The following is a 21,581-nucleotide window of genomic DNA, read 5'->3' as shown; positions in this document are numbered from 1 at the left end:
AGATCAAAATGTGGGGGGGCTTGCTCCCGATAGCAGTGTTTCAGTCAGCAAATCTGTAGCTGACCCACCGCTATCGGGAGCAAGCCCCTCCCACATTTGATCAGATTTTCAATTCTGAAAAGTTGTTTGTTAGGTCTCATCGGAGTCTGGCAATGGCACTACGCGAAACATGTTTATGGGAACACCTCACCCCCGGCCGGCCGGATCGTGCCGCGCTCAAGGGCGCGCTCAAGGTGGATGTCTGCGTGATCGGCGCCGGTATCACCGGTTTGTCGGCGGCCGTTCATTTGCTGGAGCAGGGTAAAAGCGTTGCCGTGCTGGAGGCCCATCGCACCGGTCATGGCGGTTCGGGGCGTAACGTCGGGTTGGTCAATGCCGGTATGTGGATCCCGCCAGACGAGATCGAAGCCGGGTTTGGCACGGCGGTTGGCAGCCAGCTCAACCGCATGTTGGGCGCAGCGCCGGCCCTGGTATTCAGCCTGATCGACAAATACAAGATCGATTGCCAATTGCGCCGCGAGGGCACCTTGCACATGGCCCACAACGCCCGTGGCGAGGCAGATTTGCGCAGTCGTGAAGAGCAATGGAAGCGCCGTGGCGCGCCGGTCGAATTACTCACCGGGCAGGCGTGTGAGCAAGCCACCGGCACCCAAAAAATCTCCGCCGCCTTGCTCGATCGTCGGGCCGGCACCCTGAACCCCATGGCCTACACCACGGGCTTGGCGAATGCCGCCGCAGCGCTGGGCGGACAGTTGTTTGACCATTCCCCGGTCACCCAGCTTGAGCGCCAAGGTGCCGATTGGTCGGTGCAGACTGCCGAGGGCGCGGTACAGGCCGCTCAGGTGGTGATCGCCTCTAACGCCTACACCGAAGGCGAATGGACCGAGTTGCGGCGCAATTTTTTCCCCGGCTATTACTATCAAGTGGCGTCAGCGCCGCTGACCGATGATGCCGCCCGGCAAATCCTCCCCGGTGGCCAGGGCTCGTGGGATACGCGCCAGGTACTGAGCAGCATCCGTCGCGATGCCGATGGCCGTCTGTTGCTTGGCAGCCTGGGCAATGGCAACCAGAAACCTGCCTGGTTCCTCAAGGCGTGGGCCGATCGGGTGCAGCAGCACTACTTCCCGTATCTCAAATCGGTGCAGTGGGAATACACCTGGACCGGCTGCATCGCGTTTACCCCAGACCATCTGATGCGCCTGTTCGAACCCGCCCCTGGCCTGGTCGCAGTCACCGGCTATAACGGGCGCGGTGTGACCACCGGCAGTGTGGTCGGCAAGGCGTTTGCCGACTATCTGTGTCACCAGAATCCCCAGGCCTTGCCGATCCCCTTTGCACCGATGCAGCCACTGGCGGGTGCAGGTCTGCGCAGTTGCCTGTATGAAGCAGGATTCTCGCTGTATCACGCCGGGCAATGTCTGAGGATCGTGATCTGATCAGCGAAATACCGCTCAAAAGCCTGCTTTTTCTTAGCAGGCTACCCATCTGTATTGGTGCAAGGCGTAGCAATCACGCACTGTAAATGTGCAGTTCCGTTACGCACGTTGTTACAGGTGTAGGAACTGTCGTTTATCCCTCTGGTTGCAGCTGCGACCTGGCGGGGTTGTACTTTTTTGGTTCGTTGGTTGCACCTATCGGGGCTAGACGGTTGCACGTCCTGGCAAAAGGCGTCGAAACGCCTGTAATAACAATGACACCGTGTCTTTTTGAAGAATAAAAAAGTAATGGCACGCGGCTTGCTCTGAGCTTTCAGTGAAAAGTTTGAATGCAAGTTGTCGTGCCAAAAATCAAAAATATCGGAGCACCACTCATGTCCCAGACGTTTTACAAGAAAGGTTTTCTGGCCCTCGCCGTTGCAGCGGCGCTGGGTGTTTCTACGTTTGTTCAAGCTGATGTGAAAATTGGTGTGGCGGGCCCGATGACGGGTGCCAACGCCGCTTTCGGTGAGCAGTACATGAAGGGTGCCCAGGCGGCAGCCGACGTTATCAACAAGGCCGGCGGCATCAACGGCGAGCAGATCAAGCTGATTGCCGGCGATGACGCCTGCGAACCCAAGCAAGCCGTGGCCGTGGCCAACCGCCTGGCGGACCAGGACAAGGTGATCGGTGTGGTCGGGCACTTCTGCTCGTCCAACACCATCCCGGCGTCTGAGGTCTACGACGAAGCCGGCATCATCGCCATCACCCCAGGCTCCACCAATCCACAGGTCACCGAGCGCGGCCTGGCCGCGATGTTCCGTATGTGCGGGCGTGACGACCAGCAAGGCATCGTCGCCGGCGACTACATCGTCGATGTGCTCAAGGGCAAGAAAGTCGCGGTGATCAACGACAAGGACACCTACGGCAAAGGCCTGGCCGACGCCACCGCTGCGCAGTTGACCAAGCGTGGCGTCAAGCCGGTGCTGGAAGAGGGCCTGACCCGTGGCGAGAAAGACTTCAGCGCCCTGGTCACCAAGATCCGCTCCCTGGGCGCCGACGTCGTGTACTTCGGCGGCTTGCATCCAGAGGCCGGCCCATTGGTGCGCCAGATCCGTGAAGCGGGCCTCAAAGACGTCAAGTTCATGTCCGATGACGGCGTAGTGACCGACGAACTGGTGGCGACCGCCGGTGGTGCGCAGTACGTCGATGGCGTCTACATGACCTTCGGCGCCGATCCGCGCCTGTTGCCGGACAGCAAGACCGTGGTTGAAGAGTTCCGCAAAAACGGCACCGAGCCTGAAGGCTACACCCTGTATGCCTACGCCTCGATCCAGGCCCTGGCCGCCGGCTTCAACGGTGCCAAGTCCAACAAGGGCGAAGACGCGGCCAAGTGGCTCAAGGCCAACCCCGTGCAGACGGTAATGGGCAAGAAGGAATGGGACGGCAAAGGTGACCTGAAAGTCTCTGACTATGTGGTTTACCAGTGGGACAAGGACGGTAAGTACCATCAGCTGGAAAAACAGAAGTAAGGCTGAGCACCACACTTCCAATGTGGGAGGGGGCTTGCTCCCGATAGCGCAGTGTCAGCCAACACATGCATGACTGACCCACCGAAATCGGGAGCAAGCCCCCTCCCACAGGGGAACGGTGTTGTTATTGAGATCTGTTTTTTCCTCCAGAAGCGCCGCACACCGACAGGTGTGCAGGTGCTCACCGCGTGAGATTGCGTTATGGATGGTATTTTCCTGCAGCAACTGGTCAACGGCCTGACCCTCGGGTCGGTCTATGGCCTGATCGCCATCGGCTACACAATGGTCTATGGCATCATTGGCATGATCAACTTCGCCCACGGCGAGGTTTATATGATTTCCGCTTACCTCGCGGCGATCAGTCTGGCACTGCTGGCTTACTTCGGCATCGAATCCTTCCCGCTGCTCATTCTCGGCACCTTGATCTTCACCGTGGTCGTCACCGGCGTGTACGGTTGGGTCATTGAACGGGTCGCCTATAAACCGTTGCGCAACTCCACCCGACTGGCTCCGCTGATCAGCGCCATCGGCATCTCGCTGATCCTGCAGAACTACGCACAGATCGCCCAGGGCGCCAAGCAACAAGGTATCCCGACCCTGCTGGCCGGCGCCTGGCGCGTCGATATCGGCACTGGCTTCGTGCAACTGACCTACACCAAAGTGTTCATCCTCGTGGCGGCATTCGCCGGCATGGCGTTGCTCACCTACATCATCAAGTACACCAAGCTGGGTCGCATGTGCCGCGCCACCCAGCAAGACCGCAAGATGGCCTCGATCCTGGGCATCAACACCGACCGGGTGATCTCCTACGTGTTCGTCATCGGCGCGGCCATGGCTGCCCTGGCCGGCGTGCTTATCACCCTCAACTACGGCACCTTCGACTTCTATGCCGGCTTCATCATCGGCATCAAGGCGTTTACCGCGGCGGTACTCGGCGGCATCGGCTCCCTGCCTGGGGCGATGCTGGGCGGGATCATCCTTGGTATCTCCGAGTCGCTGTTCTCGGGGTTGATCAACTCTGACTACAAAGACGTGTTCAGTTTCTCCCTGCTGGTGGTGATTCTGATTTTCCGTCCCCAGGGCCTGCTTGGTCGCCCACTTGTGGCGAAGGTGTAAACATGTCTGCTGCCAAATCTATCGATATCAAGAAAAGTGTGGTCGATACGGTCCTCGCCGGGCTGATTTCGCTGATCGTGTTCGGGCCCATCGTCGGCGTAGTGCTCGACGGCTACAGCTTCAACCTGGAGCCGCTGCGCGTTGCCACGTTGGTCGCCATCGTCATGGCCGGCCGTTTTGCCCTCAGCCTGTTCCTGCAAACCCCCAAGGGCGTGAAGATTCTGCAGGGTTTTGAAAGCAGCGGCTCGGGTGTGCACGTGCTGCCACCGGACTACAAATCGCGGTTGCGCTGGATCATCCCGGCGTTGATCGTGATCGCCATCGTGTTCCCGATCTTCGCCAACAAATACCTGCTGACCGTGGTGATTCTCGGGCTGATCTACGTGTTGCTTGGCCTTGGCCTGAACATCGTGGTGGGCCTGGCGGGCCTGCTCGACCTGGGTTACGTGGCGTTCTATGCCATCGGTGCCTACGGCCTGGCGCTGGGTTACCAATACCTCGGCCTGGGGTTCTGGACGGTGCTGCCGCTGGCGGCAATCGCGGCGGCGCTGGCGGGGTGCATACTCGGCTTCCCGGTGCTGCGAATGCACGGTGACTACCTGGCCATCGTGACCCTGGGCTTTGGTGAAATCATTCGCCTGGTGCTCAACAACTGGCTGTCGTTCACCGGCGGCCCCAACGGTATGCCGGTGCCTTCGCCGACGTTCCTGGGCCTGGAGTTCGGCAAGCGTGCCAAAGATGGCGGCATCCCGTTCCACGAGTTCTTCGGCATTGATTACAACCCCAACATCAAGTTCATGTTCATCTACATCGTGCTGTTTCTGGTGGTGCTGGCCGTGCTGTACATCAAGCATCGCCTCACGCGTATGCCAGTCGGTCGTGCTTGGGAAGCCTTGCGTGAAGATGAAATCGCCTGCCGCTCCATGGGCCTGAACCACGTGCTGGTCAAGCTCTCGGCGTTCACCATCGGCGCTTCAACCGCAGGTTTGGCCGGGGTGTTCTTTGCCAGTTACCAGGGCTTCGTCAACCCGTCGTCGTTTACCTTCTTCGAGTCGGCTTTGATCCTCGCCATCGTGGTGTTGGGCGGCATGGGCTCGACAGTCGGCGTGGTGATTGCGGCATTCGTGCTGACCGTGGCGCCTGAATTGCTGCGCAGCTTCTCCGAATACCGCGTGCTGCTGTTTGGCGTGTTGATGGTGGTGATGATGATCTGGAGACCGCGTGGCTTGATTCGGATCAGCCGCACCGGTGTGACGCCACGCAAGGGGGTAGCGCCATGAGCAAGGAAGTCGTGCTATCTGTCGAACACCTGATGATGCACTTCGGTGGCATTAAGGCCCTGAGCGATGTCAGCCTCAAGGTCGAACGCAACTCGATATTTGCCCTGATCGGCCCCAACGGCGCCGGCAAAACCACGGTGTTCAACTGCCTCACCGGCTTTTACAAAGCCAGCGGCGGCAAGATCGAACTCAACGTGCGCGGCAAGCAAACCAACGTCATCCAGTTGTTGGGTGAGCGCTTTGAGGCCACCGACTTCGTATCGCCCAAAAGCTTCCTCAGCCGCGTGTACTACAAGATGTTCGGCGGCACCCACCTGGTGAACCGCGCCGGCCTGGCGCGGACGTTCCAGAACATTCGCCTGTTCAAGGAAATGTCGGTGCTGGAAAACCTGCTGGTGGCCCAGCACATGTGGGTCAACCGCAACATGCTCGCGGGCATCCTCAATACCAAGGGCTACCGCAAGGCTGAAAGTGATGCACTGGACTGTGCGTTCTACTGGCTGGAGGTTGTGGACCTGGTGGACTGCGCCAACCGCCTGGCTGGCGAGCTCTCCTACGGCCAGCAGCGCCGCCTGGAGATCGCCCGCGCCATGTGCACGCGGCCGCAGATCATCTGCCTGGACGAACCGGCAGCGGGCCTCAACCCTCAGGAAACCGAAGCCCTCAGCGCGATGATTCGCCTGCTGCGCGACGAACACGACCTCACGGTGGTGCTGATCGAACACGACATGGGCATGGTGATGAGTATTTCCGACCACATTGTGGTGCTGGACCACGGCAACGTGATCGCCGAAGGCGGCCCCGACGCGATCCGCAACGACCCGAAAGTGATCGCCGCCTACCTGGGCGCGGACGAAGAGGAGTTGGTATGAGCGCACCTATCCTCGAAATGAAGGACCTGGACGTGTTCTACGGCCCGATCCAGGCGTTGAAGAAAGTCTCGCTGCACATCAACGAAGGCGAAACCGTCAGCCTGATCGGCTCCAACGGCGCGGGAAAGTCCACGCTGCTGATGTCGATCTTCGGCCAGCCTCGGGCCGAGTCGGGGCAGATTCTGTACAACGGCGTCGACATTACCCACAAGTCGTCCCACTACATCGCCTCCAACGGCATTGCGCAGTCGCCGGAAGGGCGGCGGGTGTTCCCCGACATGACCGTCGAGGAAAACCTGCTGATGGGCACCATCCCCATTGGCGACAAGTTTGCCAGCGAGGATATGCAACGCATGTTCGAGCTGTTCCCCAGGCTCAAGGAGCGGCGTAACCAGCGCGCCATGACCATGTCCGGCGGCGAGCAGCAAATGCTCGCCATCGCTCGTGCGCTGATGAGCCGGCCCAAACTGTTGCTGCTCGACGAGCCAAGCCTGGGACTGGCGCCGATTGTGGTGAAGCAGATCTTTTCTACCCTGCGCGAGCTGGCGTCTACCGGGATGACCATCTTCCTGGTGGAGCAGAACGCCAACCATGCGCTGCGCTTGTCGGATCGGGCGTATGTGATGGTCAATGGCGAGATTCGCCTGACGGGCACCGGTAAAGAGCTGCTGGTGAACGAGGAAGTGCGCAACGCCTACCTGGGCGGTCACTGACCTCAAGTCCAGACACATCACCCCTGTGGGAACCTGGCCTTATGTGGGAGCCGGGCTTGCCCGCGATAGCATCACCTCGGTTTAGCTGGCATACCGAGGTGGCTGCATCGCAGGCAAGCCAGCTCCCACCCAAGGCCCGGTTCCCACATTTGTTTTTGCGGTGTCAACAAGCCCTCCACCAAATTGTGGAAAACAAATCCAGCCCACCTCCAAAGCGCGACATATAGCCGCCGCAAATCCCTGTTTTGTCACAGTTTTGACTTGTCCCCATCCACTGTGGAACCGGCTGTGGGTAACGTGGGTGTACTTGGCTGAAAGCCTTTGAATACGGGGCCTGTAGCGTTGTGGTTGTTTTTTGATCGGCGGCTTTTTCTCGACCCTCTACCGGCTTTGTCAACCTGTTTAAAGACACAGGTATATGACCGGAATATGTCCATCCAGCCTGTGGATAAGTCTGTGACTAAACTCTGGAAAGACGCCCGCAGGGGCCGGAATGACTGGCCTGAAGCCATCGTTGCGTTTTTCCGAATTTTTCAGGGGCTACATACGCCCCAGCCAAGGTCAAGCAAAAAACTTTCTAAAAACGCCTGTAAGCCTTGTACACAGTGGCTTCGAGCGATTTGCACTTGCCCCCAAAGACTGTGGGCGCAGTTGTGGATAACCTGCGCGCATATGGCTGCAGGCCACGTTTTATAAGGCTTTGCTTGGGGTGGTTAAAAAACGCACAGTTGCGTGTGAAGTTACGTGCGTAGCGGTTGCCGCAGCCGCGGCGGAAGGGCATTCTGCTGGCAACTTTTTTCCCCGATGCACTCAAGGAGAACACCATGTCCGACACGCTATTCATTACTGGCGCTACTTCAGGTTTCGGCGAGGCCTGTGCCCGTCGTTTTGCCGAAGCCGGCTGGAAACTGGTGCTCACCGGTCGTCGTGCCGAGCGCTTGAATGCCTTGGTCGAAGAACTTTCCAGGCAGACCGAAGTGCATGGCCTGGTGGTGGATGTGCGCGATCGCAAAGGCATGGAGGAGGCCATCGCCAACTTGCCGCCGTCGTTCGCCAAACTGCGTGGCCTGATCAACAACGCTGGCCTGGCCGTGGGCACTGATCCGGCCCCCAAGTGCGACCTCGACGACTGGGAAACCATGGTCGACACCAATATCAAGGGCCTGCTGACCACTACCAACCTGCTGCTGCCGCGCCTGATTGCTCATGGCCGTGGTGCGGGGATCATCAACCTGGGTTCCATCGCCGGTAACTACCCGTACCCCGGCAGCCATGTGTATGGCGGCTCCAAGGCGTTCGTGAAGCAGTTCTCGTTGAACCTGCGCTGCGACCTGCAAGGCACTGGCGTGCGTGTGACCAACATCGAGCCGGGCCTGTGCGAGAGCGAGTTCTCGCTGGTGCGCTTTGGCGGTGACCAGGCGCGTTATGACGCCACCTACGCAGGTGCCGAGCCGATCCAGCCGCAGGATATTGCCGATACGATTTTCTGGGTGATGAATACGCCGGCGCACGTGAATATCAACCGGTTGGAGCTGATGCCTGTGAGCCAGACCTGGGCTGGGTTTGCGATTGAGCGGGGGGCCAAATAGGGCCTTAGACCGCGTCGCCTGCATCGGGGGCAAGCCCCCTCCCACATTGATCGGGTTCGCAGATCAAGTGTGGGAGGGGGCTTGCCCCGATAGCGGTAAATCGGCCAAAAACAGGCCATAAGGTACACTCCGCTCCTGAAAACCCTCCGCACTGTGCGGTTTAAAGGTTTTGACAGGAGGAAATGTGAGTAACCGAGGTGAGCAGGCACTGCTCAAACAATCGACCATCCTGATGTTCGCCGTGGCGATCGCCGGGATTGTCACGGGTGTCATATCTGGCGCCCAATCCATTTTATTCGACGGCTTTTTCTCGCTGATCGCCACCGCCATCAAGGTGCTGATGCTGATCACGGCCAAGCTGATCGCCAAGAAAAGCAACGAGCGCTTCCAGTTCGGCTATTGGCACCTGGAACCGATGGTGCTGTTGATCGAAGGCAGCTTCCTGCTGCTGATCGCCATCTACGCGTTCCTCAATGGTGTGTTCGGCATCATCAACGGCGGGCGCGAGATCGAGTTGGGGCTGGTGATCATTTATGCGGCGGTGTTTACCGTCGTGGAGTTCGCCTACTTCTTTTATGTGCGCTACCGCAACCGCACGCTTAAATCGTCGCTGATCCAGTTCGACAACATCAGTTGGCTGGTGGACGCAATGCTGTCGGTGGGCTTGCTGATCAGCTTCCTTGCCGCACTGCTGCTCAAGTCCCAGGGCTATGGCGAATGGGCGGTGTACGTCGACCCGCTGATTTTGATCCTGTTGGCCCTGAGTATGCTGGCGCCAGCGTTCAAGATCCTGCGCCCGGCGTTGCGTGAAGTGCTGGGGATCGCGCCGGATCACCTGGACGATAAAGTTCGCGAAGTGATGGATGCGGCGCAGGCCAGGCATGGTTTCGATGACTACGTGTCCTATGTGCAGAAGCACGGGCGGGCGCGGTTTATCGAGATTCATGTAGTGCTGCCGGCTGATTACCCAGTGGATAAGGTTGCGACCCTCGACAGGTTGCGCGACGAGATATCCACAGGGCTGGGCACGCCGGATGCGGCGCGTTGGTTGACGATCAGTTTTACGGGCGATCGCAAGTGGATTGCATAACGTCTGTTAGACCGAGGTGAGGCTATCGCAGGCAAGCCAGCTCCCACATTGATTGGGTTCGCACATTAAGGTGTGGGAGCTGGCTTGCCTGCGATGGGGCCTTGCAGGTCAGCCCAGATGCTGGACCAGACCCTGATAGCAAGTCGCCAAATGATAAGGGGTGGTAGAAGGCATATCCCGCCGGCTCACCTTACCGTCGGCATCCAGGCATTCATGCCAGCCCTTTGCATGCAGAAAACGCTGTTGCAGCGCCAGCAATTGACGTTGCAGCACCGTCTCGCTGCCGGGACGCAAGGTCAGTGCTCGCAGGTATTCCGCCTGGGCCCAGATGCGCTGAGTGCCGTCGCGCACCGTGCCATCGAGTGCCAACATGCCACTGACCGCACCGCTTAACTTATCCACACCCTTTTGCTCGGCATAGGCAAACGCCCGTGTCAGTGATGCATGCAGCGGCGTGCCGCGCAGCACCTCTGAGGATTCCAGCAAAAAGAACCATTCGAACTGGTGCCCTGGCTCAAACCAGTTATCCACAGCGCCCAGCGGTTTCTCCAGCATCACGCCGTGCTCGCGGTCGATGAAGCGTTGCTGCATGGCCGTCGCCAGTGCCAGCAGTGCCGCTTGTACCTGCGCGTCCTCGCGTACCGCGAGGGTGGCGAGGAAGCCCTCGGCCAAGTGCATCAGCGGGTTTTGCAACGGGCCGGATTTCAGCGAGGCCCAGTTGCGCTCAAGTACGGCCTCATACAAGCCATCGCCTGTGGCAAAGCGTTGAGCCACAACTTCCAGTGCGGCGTTGAGCACTGACTCCACCAAGGGTTCACGCACCTTGGCCCAGTAATGGGCACAGGCAAAGATGATGAACGCGTGGGTGTAGAGGTCCTTGCGCTTGTCCAGCGGTTGGCCGGCCGGGTCGATGCTGTAGAACCAGCCGCCGTGCTCGGCATCATGGAAGTGCCGCTGCAGGGAGCGGAACAGCGCCGCCGCCCGTTCATCGGCAAAGGCCGCACCTGGCTCGCCGATCAGGCTGGCGAACAGGTACAGCTGCCGGGCGCACGCCATGGCGCGATAGCGTTGTGGGGGCAATGGTTGATGATCGGCATCCAGTGCCTCAAAGGGCAGTGCGAGGTCGGCATTCCAACCCGGACCTTGCCAGAGGGGCACGATCAGGTCATGGAAGTGCGTGAGCACAGGCGTCAGGGAAGAGGGGGAAGCGATGGGCATTGGCTGGCGTCGTCACGGCAGGGGTGTTTGCCGCGCATGGTAGCAGGCTTGGGATCGGTGGTGTTTGTACTGGCACTATCGCGGGCAAGCCCGCTCCCACATTTTTGAAGTGTGAACCCTCTCAAATGTGGGAGCTGGCTTGCCTGCGATGAGGTCCTTGCAGTCGCTGACGATCAGCCCGCCAACAACCACACCCCAGTCGCTGCCGAAGCCGCCCCGGCCACCCGCACCAAGGGTGCTGCAGCCGCTGGCAAAAAGCGCACCACTGCATAACCGGCGGCATGCAACGCCGCGGTCGCACCCACAAACCCAATGGCATACGCCCAAGGGCTGGTCATGTCCGGCAGTTCAAGGCCATGGGCCACGCCGTGAAACAACGCAAACAACGCCGTGGCACCCACCGCCATGAACAGCGGCGGCCGCACCGCCAGTGCCACGGCCAGGCCCAGGGCGAGCACCGAAGCGGCAATCCCGCTTTCCAGCGCCGGCAATTGCAGCCCTTCAAAACCCAACACCCCGCCGATCAGCATGGTGCCGACGAAGGTGCATGGCAGTGCCCAGCGCGCGACGCCTTTCTGTTGGGCCGCCCACAGGCCGACCGCAACCATGGCCAGCAAGTGATCGAGGCCGCCCAAGGGATGGCTGATGCCGGCCACCAGGCCGTTGTCGCCGTGGCCAGGGTGCGCGAAGGTCAGGGCAGGGGCCAGCAGCAGCGCGGCAGCGGCGAAGAGTTTGTTGAGGCTCATGGACAGGTTCCTTATGGGTTGATCAGGCGGCGGTCAGCAAGCCCTGGCGTTCGATGAAGGCGACGATATCGTCCAGGCCGACTCCGGTTTTCTGGTTGCTGAACACAAAGGGTTTGCCGTTGCGCATCCGCTGGGTGTCGCTGTTCATCAGCTCCAGCGAGGCGCCCACCAGCGGGGCCAGGTCGATCTTGTTGATCACCAGCAAGTCGGATTTGCAAATACCGGGCCCGCCTTTGCGTGGCAGCTTGTCACCCGCGGACACATCGATCACGTAAATGGTCAGGTCTGAGAGTTCCGGGCTGAAGGTGGCCGACAGGTTGTCGCCGCCGGACTCCACCAGGATCAGGTCCAGGCCGGGAAAGCGGCGGTTGAGTTGGTCCACGGCCTCAAGGTTGATCGAAGCATCTTCGCGAATCGCCGTGTGCGGGCAGCCGCCGGTCTCCACGCCGATGATGCGCTCCGGCGCCAGCGCCTTGTTACGTACCAGAAAGTCGGCGTCTTCGCGGGTATAGATGTCGTTGGTGACCACCGCCAGGTTATAGCGATCACGCAGCGCCAGGCACAGGGCCAGGGTCAGGGCGGTCTTGCCGGAGCCCACCGGGCCGCCGATTCCGACGCGCAGGGGTTGTGTGTTCATGTGCTTCTCCACAATAAAAAACGTTCAGGAACGAAACAGGCGGCTGTACTGGCGTTCGTGGGCCATGCACGCCAGGGACAGGCCAAAGGCGGCGCTGCCCAACCGCGCAGGGTCAATGCGCTCGGCGTCCTGCTGGGCTTGCTGTAGCAAGGGCAGCAGTTCGCTGGTCAGGCGTTGCGCGGCTTGCTGGCCCAGTGGCAGGGTTTTCATCAGCACGGCCAATTGGTTCTCCAGCCAGCTCCACAGCCACGCGGCGAGAGCATCGTCGGGGCTGATGTGCCAGGCGCGGGCGGCCAGGGCCCAGCCAAGAGCCAGGTGCGGTTCGCCGCGTTGTGCAAGGAACTCACGGGCGGCGCTGTCCAGTTCCGGTAAGCCATTGAGCAGTTGCTGCAGGGAGTAACCCATTTGCCGGCTCTCCTGATACAGCTCGCGGGTCTCACGGCTGGCGCGGTGTTCTTCGCACAATTGCGCCAGCCCAGGCCAGTCCTGTTCAGCGGCAGCGCGGCAATGGCCGAGCAACAGCGGCGCTTCGAAGCGCGCAAGGTTGAGCAGCAACTGATCGCTGATCCAGCGCCCTGCGCTCGCGGCATCCTGTACGCGGCCGTTGTCCACAGCCATTTCCAGGCCCTGGGAATAGCTGTAGCCGCCAATCGGCAACTGCGGACTGGCCAGGCGCAACAGCGCCCAGGCTGGGTTCATAGACGTACGCCGAACTGGTGCAGCTTGGGCGGGTAGTTGAAGTCTTCGTCGCCATGGCGCGAATGATGATGGCCGCCGCCGTAGGCGCCATGTTCCGGCTGGAACGGCGCCTCGATGGTTTGCGCGTCGGCGCCCAACTGTTCCAGCATCGCCTTGAGCACGTAGTCGTCGAGCAGGCGCAGCCAGCCGTCGCCGACTTGCAGGGCCACATGGCGGTTACCCAGGTGATAGGCAGCGCGGGTCAGTTCAAAGGCGTTGCGGCAAGTGACGTGCAGCAGTTGTTCAGGGCGGGCGCAAACGCGTACGACACGTCCGTCTTCAGCTTGTAGGAACTCGCCATCGTGCAAGGGCGGCTGTCCACGCTCCAAAAACAGGCCGACGTCTTCACCGTCGGCACTGAAACAGCGCAGGCGGCTTTTGCTGCGGGCTTCGAAGTTCAGCAGCAACTCAGCGGCCCAGAGGGCTTGGGGGGCGATTCGGCGGTGGATCACCAGCATCGGTAGGCTTCCAGCTATGAGCGATAGCAGTGCTAGAGCAAGGGGCTTGCCAACCTGCTATTGGCGTAGGAGTTTCCTGTCAGTGCAGGTGGTTGCGCATGGATGGGGCATCCACGGGTTGTATAGAGCGTTCAAATTTGGTGCACATGAGCGGTTATAGCACTGGAAAAGGGCGTTTTCCCTGAAAGAAGCCTGGTGCTGCATGAAATTTCTTTCATCCAATTATCCGTTGCGTTTTTAAGGATTTATCCTACAAAGACCCGAGAATCGGCCTTCGTGGGCTTACGTGATGGTTCTTTAACATTCGCGCCGTGTTTAATTCACCGCGATGTTCATCATGTTCAAGTCATTTATTTGTTCAGTCATTGTCGGCCTGTCGTGTGTTATCTCGTCAGCCTCGGCCAATCTTCAACAGCCGCCGACTTTCGCTTCAAGCCATGCGGCGTCTTCGGTCGACGATGTGATCGACCGCGCCCATCAACTGCTCGGCACTCCCTACAAGTGGGGCGGTACGTCTGCCGAGCAGGGGTTTGATTGCAGCAGTTTCCTGGTCTATCTGTTCAAGACCGAAGCCAACATTCAGCTGCCGCGTACCACTGCGGCGATGCACCGTTCAACCGCTGCAACCATCAAGCGCACAGCGTTAAAACCGGGCGATGCCGTATTTTTCAAAGGCAACGGGCGAGGGCGGGTGAGTCACGTCGGGCTGTATATCGGCGAAGGCAAGTTCATCCATTCACCGCGTACCGGCAAGCATGTGCGTATCGATTCGTTGAGCAATAAGTACTGGAGCAAGAACTACACAACGGCCAAGCGTTTTCACAAGGCTGGCTGAGGGATTACTCGGTACTGCCCAGCCCTTGCCAGTGCTTGAGGCCGATAAAGATAAAGCGCAGTTGCTGGGTGATTTTCGCCTGGGGCGTGAGGTGGGCCGGCAGGGCATGGGCCGGTGGGTCGATGATATCGGGCAGGGTGGCAAACACGCTTTTGACGATCAGGTCGGCCATCACATGTAAACCTTCTGCATCCAGATGCTGCAATTTGGGCATCAGCGTCAGGTCGGCGGCCAGGTCGCGGGTGATGTCCTCGCGCAGGGCGCCGATGGCTTGGCGCACGGCCAGGCAGCCGCCGTACTGTTCGCGGGCCAAAAACAGGAATTGCGAACGGTTGGCCGAAACTACGTCGAGAAAGATCCGCACAGAGGCATCGATAATGCCGCCCATCACGAATTCGTTGTGGCGCACCAGGCGGATCGTGGCACGGAAGGTCTGGCCGACTTCGCTGACCAATACCAGCCCAAGCTGGTCCATATCGGCAAAATGGCGATAGAAACCAGTTGGCACAATACCGGCGGTCTTGGCCACTTCGCGCAGGCTCAGGCTGCCAAACCCACGGCCACACTCCATCAGATGGCGGGCTGCGTCCATCAAGGCAAGGCGTGTCTGTTGCTTCTGTTCGGCGCGGGGCAGCATGAGCGGATGGGCTTTGTCGGCAAGTACAGCGACGCACTCTAGCAAAAGCGCTTTGCCGGCGTCGAACTTGGCGGGGGCGAGGCGTGACGCGGTCTATATAAAAGCAAAAGCCCGATCGGCTGATCGGGCTTTTTTCTGGGCCACCACGGGCTTAGCTCTGTGCTTGATGCAGTTCTTGCAGACGGTCGGCACCACCTTCAGCAACGCCTTCGGTGTAGGCGCGTTTGTTGGCTTGTTCAGCACCGCCTTCTACCAGACCTTTCTCTTGCAGGCGATTGTAGCCATTTTCAGCGACAGCACCTTTGGCGTAGTCACGGTTTTCGTCTTCTTGCGAACCGCTGCGCGCCACGGTTTGGCTAGTCTGCATGGCTTGAGCTTTGTTCTGTGGAGTGGCCTGTTCGGCGGCTGGCAGGGCGAAAGCGCTGGAAGCCAGGACAGATAACAGGACGGTAGCGAGTAATTGGCGTTTCATGATGGTTGCTCCTTGGGAGGGCGATAAAGTGGGTACGGGGCTAATGCTACTCTTGATAAGTCGATATAAAAGTTCATAAACACAATGGTAATAATCAACAGAATTGATTGTTCCCTGCAAAGGCTCTAGATCGAGCCTCTCAAGCACGCGGTTTTGCACCGCAGTGGGTATTTTCGACACGAACCTGGGTAACAATGGTGCGCTGTCGATGATGAAATCTGTCTGCTTGATCAGGAAAATCGTTTTTTTCGGCTAAATCCGCCGTTGGGTTAAACCCTCCGGCACTTTGCCAGTCGTAGTTCTATAAGCTGTGTCAAAGGCTGTTGCCCAGCCAGTCGTATTCAGGAGCCCTGTGCAATGACGCGCACTCGTAAAATCGTCGCTTGGAGCTGCGCCAGCTTCGTTCTGTTAATTGCCATAGCGGTACTTGTGCTGGTGTTCTTCGACTGGAACCGCATCAAGCCGCCGCTCAACGCCAAGGTATCCGAAGAACTGCATCGCCCGTTCGCCATCAACGGCAACCTCGCGGTGGTGTGGCAGCGCGAGCCCGATGAGGGCGGCTGGCGTGCCTGGGTGCCGTGGCCCCATGTGATCGCCGAAGACCTGACCCTGGGCAACCCGGATTGGTCGAAACAACCGCAGATGGTCACGCTCAAGAAGGTCGAGCTGCGTATTTCACCCCTGGCTTTGCTGGTGCAGCGCGTGGTGATCCCGCGCATTGACCTCACCGAACCCAGTGCCCAGTTGCAGCGCCTGGCCGACGGCCGCGCCAACTGGACGTTCAAGTTCGATCCCAAGGACCCCGACGCCGAGCCCTCCAACTGGGTGGTGGATATCGGCGCCATCGGCTTTGACAAGGGCCATGTGACCCTCGACGATCAAACCCTCAAGACTCAGTTGGATGTGATCATCGACCCCTTGGGCAAACCCATCCCGTTTGGTGAAATTGTCGGGGACGCCGATGCCAAGAAGGCGCTGGAAAAAGGCTCGGCGCCTCAGGACTACGCGTTCGGCCTCAAGGTCAAAGGCCAATATCACGGCCAGAAGCTCGCCGGCACCGGCAAGATCGGCGGTCTGCTGGCCTTGCAGGACGCGGCCAAGCCGTTCCCGCTGCAAGCCCAGGTGAAAGTCGCCGACACCAGCATCGCCCTGGCCGGCACCTTGACCGACCCGCTTAACCTCGGTGCCCTGGACCTGCGCCTGAAACTCTCGGGCAGCAGCCTGGGTAACCTTTACCCGTTGACTGGTGTGACCTTGCCGGATTCGCCGGCCTATTCAACCGACGGCCATTTGATCGCCAAGCTGCATGAAACCAGCGGCGCCTCATTCCGCTACGAGAACTTCAACGGCAAGATCGGCAACAGCGACATCCATGGCGACCTGGCCTATGTCGCCAGCCAGCCACGGCCCAAGCTCAGCGGCGCGCTGGTGTCCAACCAACTGCTGATGGATGACCTGGCGCCTCTGATTGGCGCGGATTCCAACGCCGAGCAAAAAGCTCGTGGCGGTGAAAGCAAACAACCGGCGACCAAAGTGCTGCCGGTTGAAGAGTTCCGCACCGAGCGCTGGCGCGAGATGGATGCCGACGTGGAATTCACCGGCAAGCGTATCGTGCACAGCGCCGACTTGCCCTTCACCGATCTCTACACGCACCTGGTGCTCAACGACGGCCAACTGAGCCTCGAACCCCTGCGTTTCGGCGTGGCCGGCGGCAAGCTCGATGCGCAGATTCGCTTGAATGGCCGCATTACGCCGATGGAAGGCAGCGCCAAGCTGACGGCACGCAACTTCAAGCTCAAGCAACTGTTCCCGACCTTTGAGCCGATGAAAACCAGCTTCGGCGAACTCAACGGCGATGCCGATATTTCCGGGCGCGGCAACTCGGTGGCGGCACTGCTGGGAACCTCCAACGGCGACCTGAAGATGCTGATCAACGATGGCGCCATCAGCCGCAGCCTGATGGAAATCGCCGGGCTCAACGTGGGCAACTACGTCGTGGGGCGCCTGTTCGGCGACGAGGAAGTGAAGATCAACTGCGCGGCGGCAGACTTCGGTATCAAGACGGGCCTGGCGACCACGCGGTTGTTTGTGTTCGATACCGAGAACGCCATCATCTACATCGACGGCACCGCGAACATGGCCACGGAGCAGTTGGACCTGACCATCACGCCGGAGTCCAAGGGCTTTCGCTTGTTTTCGCTGCGCTCGCCGCTGTACGTCAATGGGCCGTTTATCAAGCCCAATGCTGGCGTGAAAGCCATTCCGCTGGCGCTACGTGGTGCAGGCATGGTCGCCCTGGGCGTTATCGCCGGGCCAGCCGCCGGCTTGCTCGCCTTGGTCGCTCCAAGTGGCGGAGAGCCCAATGAGTGCGCACCGTTGCTGCAGCAGATGAAGGAAGGCAAGGCACCCAAGACGGTGAAAGGTTAACTGCCACTGGGGATAAGCGTTTCCCCGGGCGCGCAGGGAATACCGATCTGGAGGGACGGATCGCCTTTATAGGGGGTGCCGTCCGGATAGATCGAGTAGAACACTTCATGCAAGTACTGCTTACCGTCCAGGGTAAAACAGCGGAAAGATGCATGGGTCGGGAATGCATTTTTGAGCTGATCGAACTTCACGCTACGACCTATCCAGGTATTAAACATTGGCTCGAGGTACATCACTGCTTTTCGCAGTCTGACAATGTCATTGAAATAGTCCGTCTCAGTTTGATTGGAGCAGGTCCCGTGTTTCTTCCACTCGTATCTGAACATTTCTTGCGGGGAGGCGGTTACTAGCCCGGCAATTGCGCGGGTGTCGGAAATTTGGTTGAGTTTGTCCTCGCTGATATCGCACTCTGTGGATGATTTACAGCTGGGCGCGGTATTGCAATTGGCCGGATGACGATTGGTTTTTTGCCCGATGCTGTTGTTATAGGGCCAGATGCCATGGGTCAGAAACTTTTGCGGCGGTTTATCGCAGCCCGACGTTTTCGGCTTGAGCTTGCAGAAACTGGGCTGCCAGGTCACCGCGTAGACTAAATATTGGTAACCCTTGCTGCTGGGGGTTATCTCCTCGTTCGCATCCAGGCCCAAGGCGCCATGACTGATCAGCAGCGTGGCCATCGCCGTTGCAAAGAGGTAAGTATTTTTCATGGGCGGTTACTCCCTTTTCATTCGGCTGACAGTGTTGTCAGCGAACGTTGGAAGTATTAATTAGCGCTGGTGCGCTGGAAAATCTACTGTCAAACCTGACAGGTCGGTGGTGGGCATATAGACAGAATAAAACCCCAGGTGGAAGCGCTCGGCTTGCACCTGGGGTTTGAACTGCGACCTGTCAGAGGTCCTGCAGAATATCCGCCATATCATCGGCGTGCTCTTCTTCCTGGGCCAGGATGTCTTCGAAGATGCGACGGGTAGTCGGGTCTTTATCGCCGATGTACTGGATGATTTCACGGTAGCTGTCCACCGCGATGCGCTCGGCTACCAGGTCTTCGTAGACCATCTCTTTGAGCGAGTTGCCTGCCACATATTGAGCGTGGGAGTTCTTCGACAGCAGGTCGGGGTTGAACTCCGGCTCGCCGCCCAGTTGCACGATACGCTCGGCCAGTTTGTCGGCGTGCTCGGCTTCCTGGGTGGCGTGTTCAAGGAACTCATCGGCAGCCACGCTGGCTTTCAGGCCGTTGGCCATGAAGTAGTGACGCTTGTAGCGCAACACGCAAACCAGCTCAGTGGCCAGCGACTCGTTGAGCAGGCGGATGATTTCCTGACGGTCGGCGTCGTAGCCTTCGGTCACGGCACCGTTTTCGACATTCTGGCGGGCGCGGCTGCGCAGGGTCGCAATGTCAGTCAAGTGTGCTTCAGTCATTTCAATCTCCTGGGGCTAATCCGGTTGTACGCCACGCTCTGCCGGCGTGATCGCTATAGGTTGTGAGTCCCGGGCCAGGCGAAAAGTTTTATCGGATTTAACAGGATGTGTCATGAGCACGTCTGACCGGTGTGGTCCAGCGCTCCGACAGGATCACTCCACCCAGGGTCAGCAAGCCACCCACCAGGTGATACAGCGCCAACTCTTCCTTCAACACCACTGCTGCGATCAGTGCGGTAATCAACGGCAGCAGGTTGAAAAACAGCGTGGTACGGCTTGGCCCCAGGGTCTTCACCGAGTGCATCCACGCCAGCGGCGCCAGCATTGAAGCCAGCAGGCAGGCGTACAGCACCAGCGGAATATTCGTCCAGCCCAAACCGGCCTTGGCCGAGAACAGGTACAGCGGCAGCAGCACCACCACCGCCACCAGCACCTGCAAATACAGCAGCACCAACGGTGGCAGGCGCAGTTGCCATTTTTTCAGCAGGGTGCTGTAGACCGCATAAGCCAGCGTCGCCACCAGCATCATGCCGTCACCCAGGTTGACCCCGTGTTGCAACAGCGCGCCCAGGCTGCCGGACGATACCACCACCACAACACCGGCGAACGACAGCACCGCGCCGGTCAGCGCGCCTAAGGTCAGGCGTTGCCCCAGGCTGATAATCGCGGCGGTCAACGCCATCAGCGGCATCAGCGAGAGAATGATGCCCATGTTAGTGGCGCTGGTCAGCGTGGCGGCGTAATAGGCCAGGCTTTGATACACCGCCATGCCCAGCACGCCGAGGATGAAGATCTTGCCCAGGTTGGGACGGATAAGCGCCCAGTTGGCAACGACCGGCTTGAGCATGAACGGGGTGAACAGCAGTGCTGCGAACAGCCAGCGGTAAAAGCCGATTTCAGCCGGGAAAATCGAGCCCACGGCCAATTTGTTGACCACGGTGTTGCCGGCCCAGATAAAGATGGCCAGCAGCGGATACGCGTATTGCATCGAAAGAAACCCAGTGTATTGACGAGGCGCGATTATCCCCTGTCTGGATCGAAGCCTATACTGCGATCCAGACAACCGACCTCTGAATCCAGACAACATGCCCCGACATACCGTACGCCTGGCGGATTTCCCCCGCCTGCCGAGCCCTGTGTACTTTCGCTATTCCGATTTCGCACCCGATACCGAGTGCACACCGCACCGGCACAGCTGGGGGTCGTTGGACTATTCAGCCAACGGCGTGATGCGCATGGAGGTGGCTGGCAGCCGTTTTATGTCGCCGCCGCAGTACGCGGTGTGGATCCCGCCCAACACCGAACACAGCTCCTACAACGCCCAGGCGATTGTCTATCGTTCGGTGGGCTTGGCGCCGACGCTCTGCGAGCAGCTGCCGCAAGCGCCGTGCACGCTGACGATCAGCGATATTCTCAAGGCCATCCTCAGCGATTTCGCCCAGCGCGACGTGAATATCCCGCAATCGGACGCGGATATCCGCCTGGCCCAGGTGCTGGTGGACCAACTCAAGCAGGCGCCGATCCATGATGGCTTCCTGCCCTACGCCCGCCACCCCGGGCTGCTGGGGGTGCTGGAAGGTATGCAGGCGCAGCCCGCCGACAATCGCCCGCTCGGGCAATGGGCTGAGCAGGTACATGTGAGCGAACGCACCCTGGCGCGTCAGTTTGTGCGCGAGCTGGGTATGAGTTTTGGTGAATGGCGCCAGCGCCTGCGCTACCTGGCGGCCATCGAAGCCCTGGACAGTGATCGCAGCGTGCAGCACGTGGCGTTTGATTTGGGCTACAGCACCGCCTCGGCATTTATCGCCATGTTCCAACGCCATGCTGGCTGCACCCCGGAGCACTACCGACGGACGAATATTCGTGGCCGGTGAAGTTGTAACAGCTTTTGACTACACTGCGCTGTAGGCCGTGCCCGTCGGCACGGTAACAGGGAGAAAACTCCATGAAGATGCTGCGTATTCCGTTGTTGATGATGGGCCTGCTGTTGTGTTCACAAGGTTTTGCCGCCACTGCCCAGCAGAACAAAATGACCACCTGCAATGCCGAAGCCACCACCAAGACCCTCAAGGGCGATGACCGCAAGGCCTTCATGAAGACCTGCCTGTCGGCGCCTGCCGCCAACGATGCCAAGACCCTGACGCCGCAGCAGCAGAAGATGAAGGACTGCAATGCGTCGGCTAAAACCAAAGCGTTGACCGGCGATGCGCGTAAAACATTCATGAGCACCTGCCTCAAAGGTTAATCACGATTTCGCAGGCGCTGCAGATCAAATGTGGGAGGGGGCTTGCTCCCGATAGCGCCGTGTCAGTCAATCGATTCATTGGCTGATCCTCCGTAATCGGGAGCAAGCCCCCTCCCACACTTGATCGCATTCACAGTCGTCC

22 protein-coding genes are annotated in these 21,581 nt (G+C 59.5%); 12 read left to right on the top strand and 10 right to left on the bottom strand.

The features are described from left to right. The first annotated feature begins 152 nt into the window (after positions 1–152). From E3O56_RS14040 to E3O56_RS14005, 8 genes are all read left to right on the top strand, one after another. A complete protein-coding gene (locus tag E3O56_RS14040; protein ID WP_103733898.1) occupies positions 153–1,436 on the top strand; it encodes an FAD-binding oxidoreductase in 1,284 nt (427 codons plus the stop codon). A 374-nt stretch (positions 1,437–1,810) separates the two neighbouring features. After that, positions 1,811–2,947: a branched-chain amino acid ABC transporter substrate-binding protein gene (locus E3O56_RS14035; RefSeq protein ID WP_032878167.1), complete on the top strand. Its 1,137-nt coding sequence runs from the start codon at positions 1,811–1,813 to the stop codon at positions 2,945–2,947. Between the two features lie 201 nt (positions 2,948–3,148). Then, positions 3,149–4,063 carry a branched-chain amino acid ABC transporter permease gene (locus E3O56_RS14030; protein WP_003188099.1) on the top strand — a complete coding sequence of 305 codons (915 nt, stop codon included), beginning with the start codon at positions 3,149–3,151 and terminating at the stop codon, positions 4,061–4,063. Between the two features lie 2 nt (positions 4,064–4,065). Then, complete coding sequence (gene livM / locus E3O56_RS14025; RefSeq protein WP_005784284.1) at positions 4,066–5,343, top strand: high-affinity branched-chain amino acid ABC transporter permease LivM; 1,278 nt, start codon at positions 4,066–4,068, stop codon at positions 5,341–5,343. Beyond that, positions 5,340–6,215 carry an ATP-binding cassette domain-containing protein gene (locus tag E3O56_RS14020; RefSeq protein ID WP_005784285.1) on the top strand — a complete coding sequence of 292 codons (876 nt, stop codon included), beginning with the start codon at positions 5,340–5,342 and terminating at the stop codon, positions 6,213–6,215. Before livM ends, E3O56_RS14020 begins: the two co-directional genes overlap by 4 nt. After that, positions 6,212–6,928: an ABC transporter ATP-binding protein gene (locus tag E3O56_RS14015; RefSeq protein WP_005784287.1), complete on the top strand. Its 717-nt coding sequence runs from the start codon at positions 6,212–6,214 to the stop codon at positions 6,926–6,928. Before E3O56_RS14020 ends, E3O56_RS14015 begins: the two co-directional genes overlap by 4 nt. An 824-nt stretch (positions 6,929–7,752) precedes the next feature. Continuing rightward, on the top strand, positions 7,753–8,517 hold the full coding sequence (locus E3O56_RS14010) for an SDR family oxidoreductase (protein WP_032878165.1): 765 nt from the start codon (positions 7,753–7,755) through the stop codon (positions 8,515–8,517). Between the two features lie 184 nt (positions 8,518–8,701). Then, entirely contained in the window at positions 8,702–9,607 is a 906-nt protein-coding gene (locus E3O56_RS14005; RefSeq protein WP_248128439.1) for a cation diffusion facilitator family transporter, read from the top strand. 108 nt (positions 9,608–9,715) lie between these two features. Here the strand turns inward: E3O56_RS14005 and E3O56_RS14000 are convergent, their stop codons facing one another. The 5 genes from E3O56_RS14000 to ureE all read right to left on the bottom strand — a co-directional run bounded on the left by E3O56_RS14000 (position 9,716) and on the right by ureE (position 13,404). Then, complete coding sequence (locus tag E3O56_RS14000; protein ID WP_032878163.1) at positions 9,716–10,825, bottom strand: AGE family epimerase/isomerase; 1,110 nt, start codon at positions 10,823–10,825, stop codon at positions 9,716–9,718. A gap of 173 nt (positions 10,826–10,998) precedes the next feature. Further along, entirely contained in the window at positions 10,999–11,571 is a 573-nt protein-coding gene (locus tag E3O56_RS13995) for a HupE/UreJ family protein (protein WP_248128438.1), read from the bottom strand. 22 nt (positions 11,572–11,593) lie between these two features. Further along, positions 11,594–12,208 (bottom strand): urease accessory protein UreG, encoded by a 615-nt coding sequence (gene ureG / locus E3O56_RS13990; protein WP_005784294.1) that lies wholly within the window; start codon positions 12,206–12,208, stop codon positions 11,594–11,596. A 24-nt stretch (positions 12,209–12,232) separates the two neighbouring features. Further along, positions 12,233–12,907: an urease accessory protein UreF gene (locus tag E3O56_RS13985; RefSeq protein WP_248128437.1), complete on the bottom strand. Its 675-nt coding sequence runs from the start codon at positions 12,905–12,907 to the stop codon at positions 12,233–12,235. Continuing rightward, the gene (ureE, locus tag E3O56_RS13980; protein ID WP_078820157.1) at positions 12,904–13,404 is read right to left on the bottom strand and encodes an urease accessory protein UreE; all 501 of its coding nucleotides are present in this window, start codon (positions 13,402–13,404) and stop codon (positions 12,904–12,906) included. The genes E3O56_RS13985 and ureE overlap by 4 nt, the downstream gene beginning before the upstream one ends. A gap of 337 nt (positions 13,405–13,741) precedes the next feature. Here ureE and E3O56_RS13975 point away from each other — a divergent pair, with 337 nt between their 5' ends. Beyond that, positions 13,742–14,239, top strand: a complete 498-nt coding sequence (locus E3O56_RS13975) for a C40 family peptidase (RefSeq protein WP_148852897.1) — start codon at positions 13,742–13,744, stop codon at positions 14,237–14,239. A 4-nt stretch (positions 14,240–14,243) separates the two neighbouring features. Here E3O56_RS13975 and E3O56_RS13970 read toward each other — a convergent pair whose 3' ends face one another. Together E3O56_RS13970 and E3O56_RS13965 are read right to left on the bottom strand one after the other, a co-directional pair. After that, positions 14,244–14,876 carry a TetR family transcriptional regulator gene (locus E3O56_RS13970; protein WP_005784300.1) on the bottom strand — a complete coding sequence of 211 codons (633 nt, stop codon included), beginning with the start codon at positions 14,874–14,876 and terminating at the stop codon, positions 14,244–14,246. A gap of 151 nt (positions 14,877–15,027) precedes the next feature. Then, complete coding sequence (locus E3O56_RS13965; protein ID WP_005784302.1) at positions 15,028–15,348, bottom strand: hypothetical protein; 321 nt, start codon at positions 15,346–15,348, stop codon at positions 15,028–15,030. Between the two features lie 357 nt (positions 15,349–15,705). Here E3O56_RS13965 and E3O56_RS13960 point away from each other — a divergent pair, with 357 nt between their 5' ends. Beyond that, positions 15,706–17,775 carry an AsmA family protein gene (locus E3O56_RS13960; RefSeq protein WP_032878160.1) on the top strand — a complete coding sequence of 690 codons (2,070 nt, stop codon included), beginning with the start codon at positions 15,706–15,708 and terminating at the stop codon, positions 17,773–17,775. Here E3O56_RS13960 and E3O56_RS13955 read toward each other — a convergent pair. The 3 genes from E3O56_RS13955 to E3O56_RS13945 form a co-directional block, all read right to left on the bottom strand. Then, the gene (locus E3O56_RS13955) at positions 17,772–18,482 is read right to left on the bottom strand and encodes a hypothetical protein (RefSeq protein ID WP_050549358.1); all 711 of its coding nucleotides are present in this window, start codon (positions 18,480–18,482) and stop codon (positions 17,772–17,774) included. The two genes, E3O56_RS13960 and E3O56_RS13955, sit on opposite strands and share 4 nt — an antisense overlap. Before the next feature lie 181 nt (positions 18,483–18,663). Next, positions 18,664–19,194 carry a ferritin-like domain-containing protein gene (locus E3O56_RS13950; protein WP_005784304.1) on the bottom strand — a complete coding sequence of 177 codons (531 nt, stop codon included), beginning with the start codon at positions 19,192–19,194 and terminating at the stop codon, positions 18,664–18,666. Between the two features lie 97 nt (positions 19,195–19,291). Next, positions 19,292–20,182, bottom strand: a complete 891-nt coding sequence (locus E3O56_RS13945; RefSeq protein ID WP_228309285.1) for a DMT family transporter — start codon at positions 20,180–20,182, stop codon at positions 19,292–19,294. A 97-nt stretch (positions 20,183–20,279) separates the two neighbouring features. Between E3O56_RS13945 and E3O56_RS13940 the strand changes: the two genes are divergently transcribed. Both E3O56_RS13940 and E3O56_RS13935 read left to right on the top strand, forming a co-directional pair. Continuing rightward, the gene (locus tag E3O56_RS13940) at positions 20,280–21,068 is read left to right on the top strand and encodes a helix-turn-helix transcriptional regulator (protein ID WP_005784308.1); all 789 of its coding nucleotides are present in this window, start codon (positions 20,280–20,282) and stop codon (positions 21,066–21,068) included. A 71-nt stretch (positions 21,069–21,139) separates the two neighbouring features. Beyond that, the gene (locus E3O56_RS13935) at positions 21,140–21,439 is read left to right on the top strand and encodes a PsiF family protein (protein ID WP_005784310.1); all 300 of its coding nucleotides are present in this window, start codon (positions 21,140–21,142) and stop codon (positions 21,437–21,439) included. Positions 21,440–21,581 lie beyond the last annotated feature (142 nt).

The organism is Pseudomonas sp. W2Aug9 (genome assembly GCF_023127755.1).
Lineage (GTDB): Bacteria > Pseudomonadota > Gammaproteobacteria > Pseudomonadales > Pseudomonadaceae > Aquipseudomonas > Aquipseudomonas synxantha_A.
The sequence above is the reverse complement of the archived record's forward strand: the minus strand, read 5'-3'. Positions and strand labels throughout refer to the sequence as shown.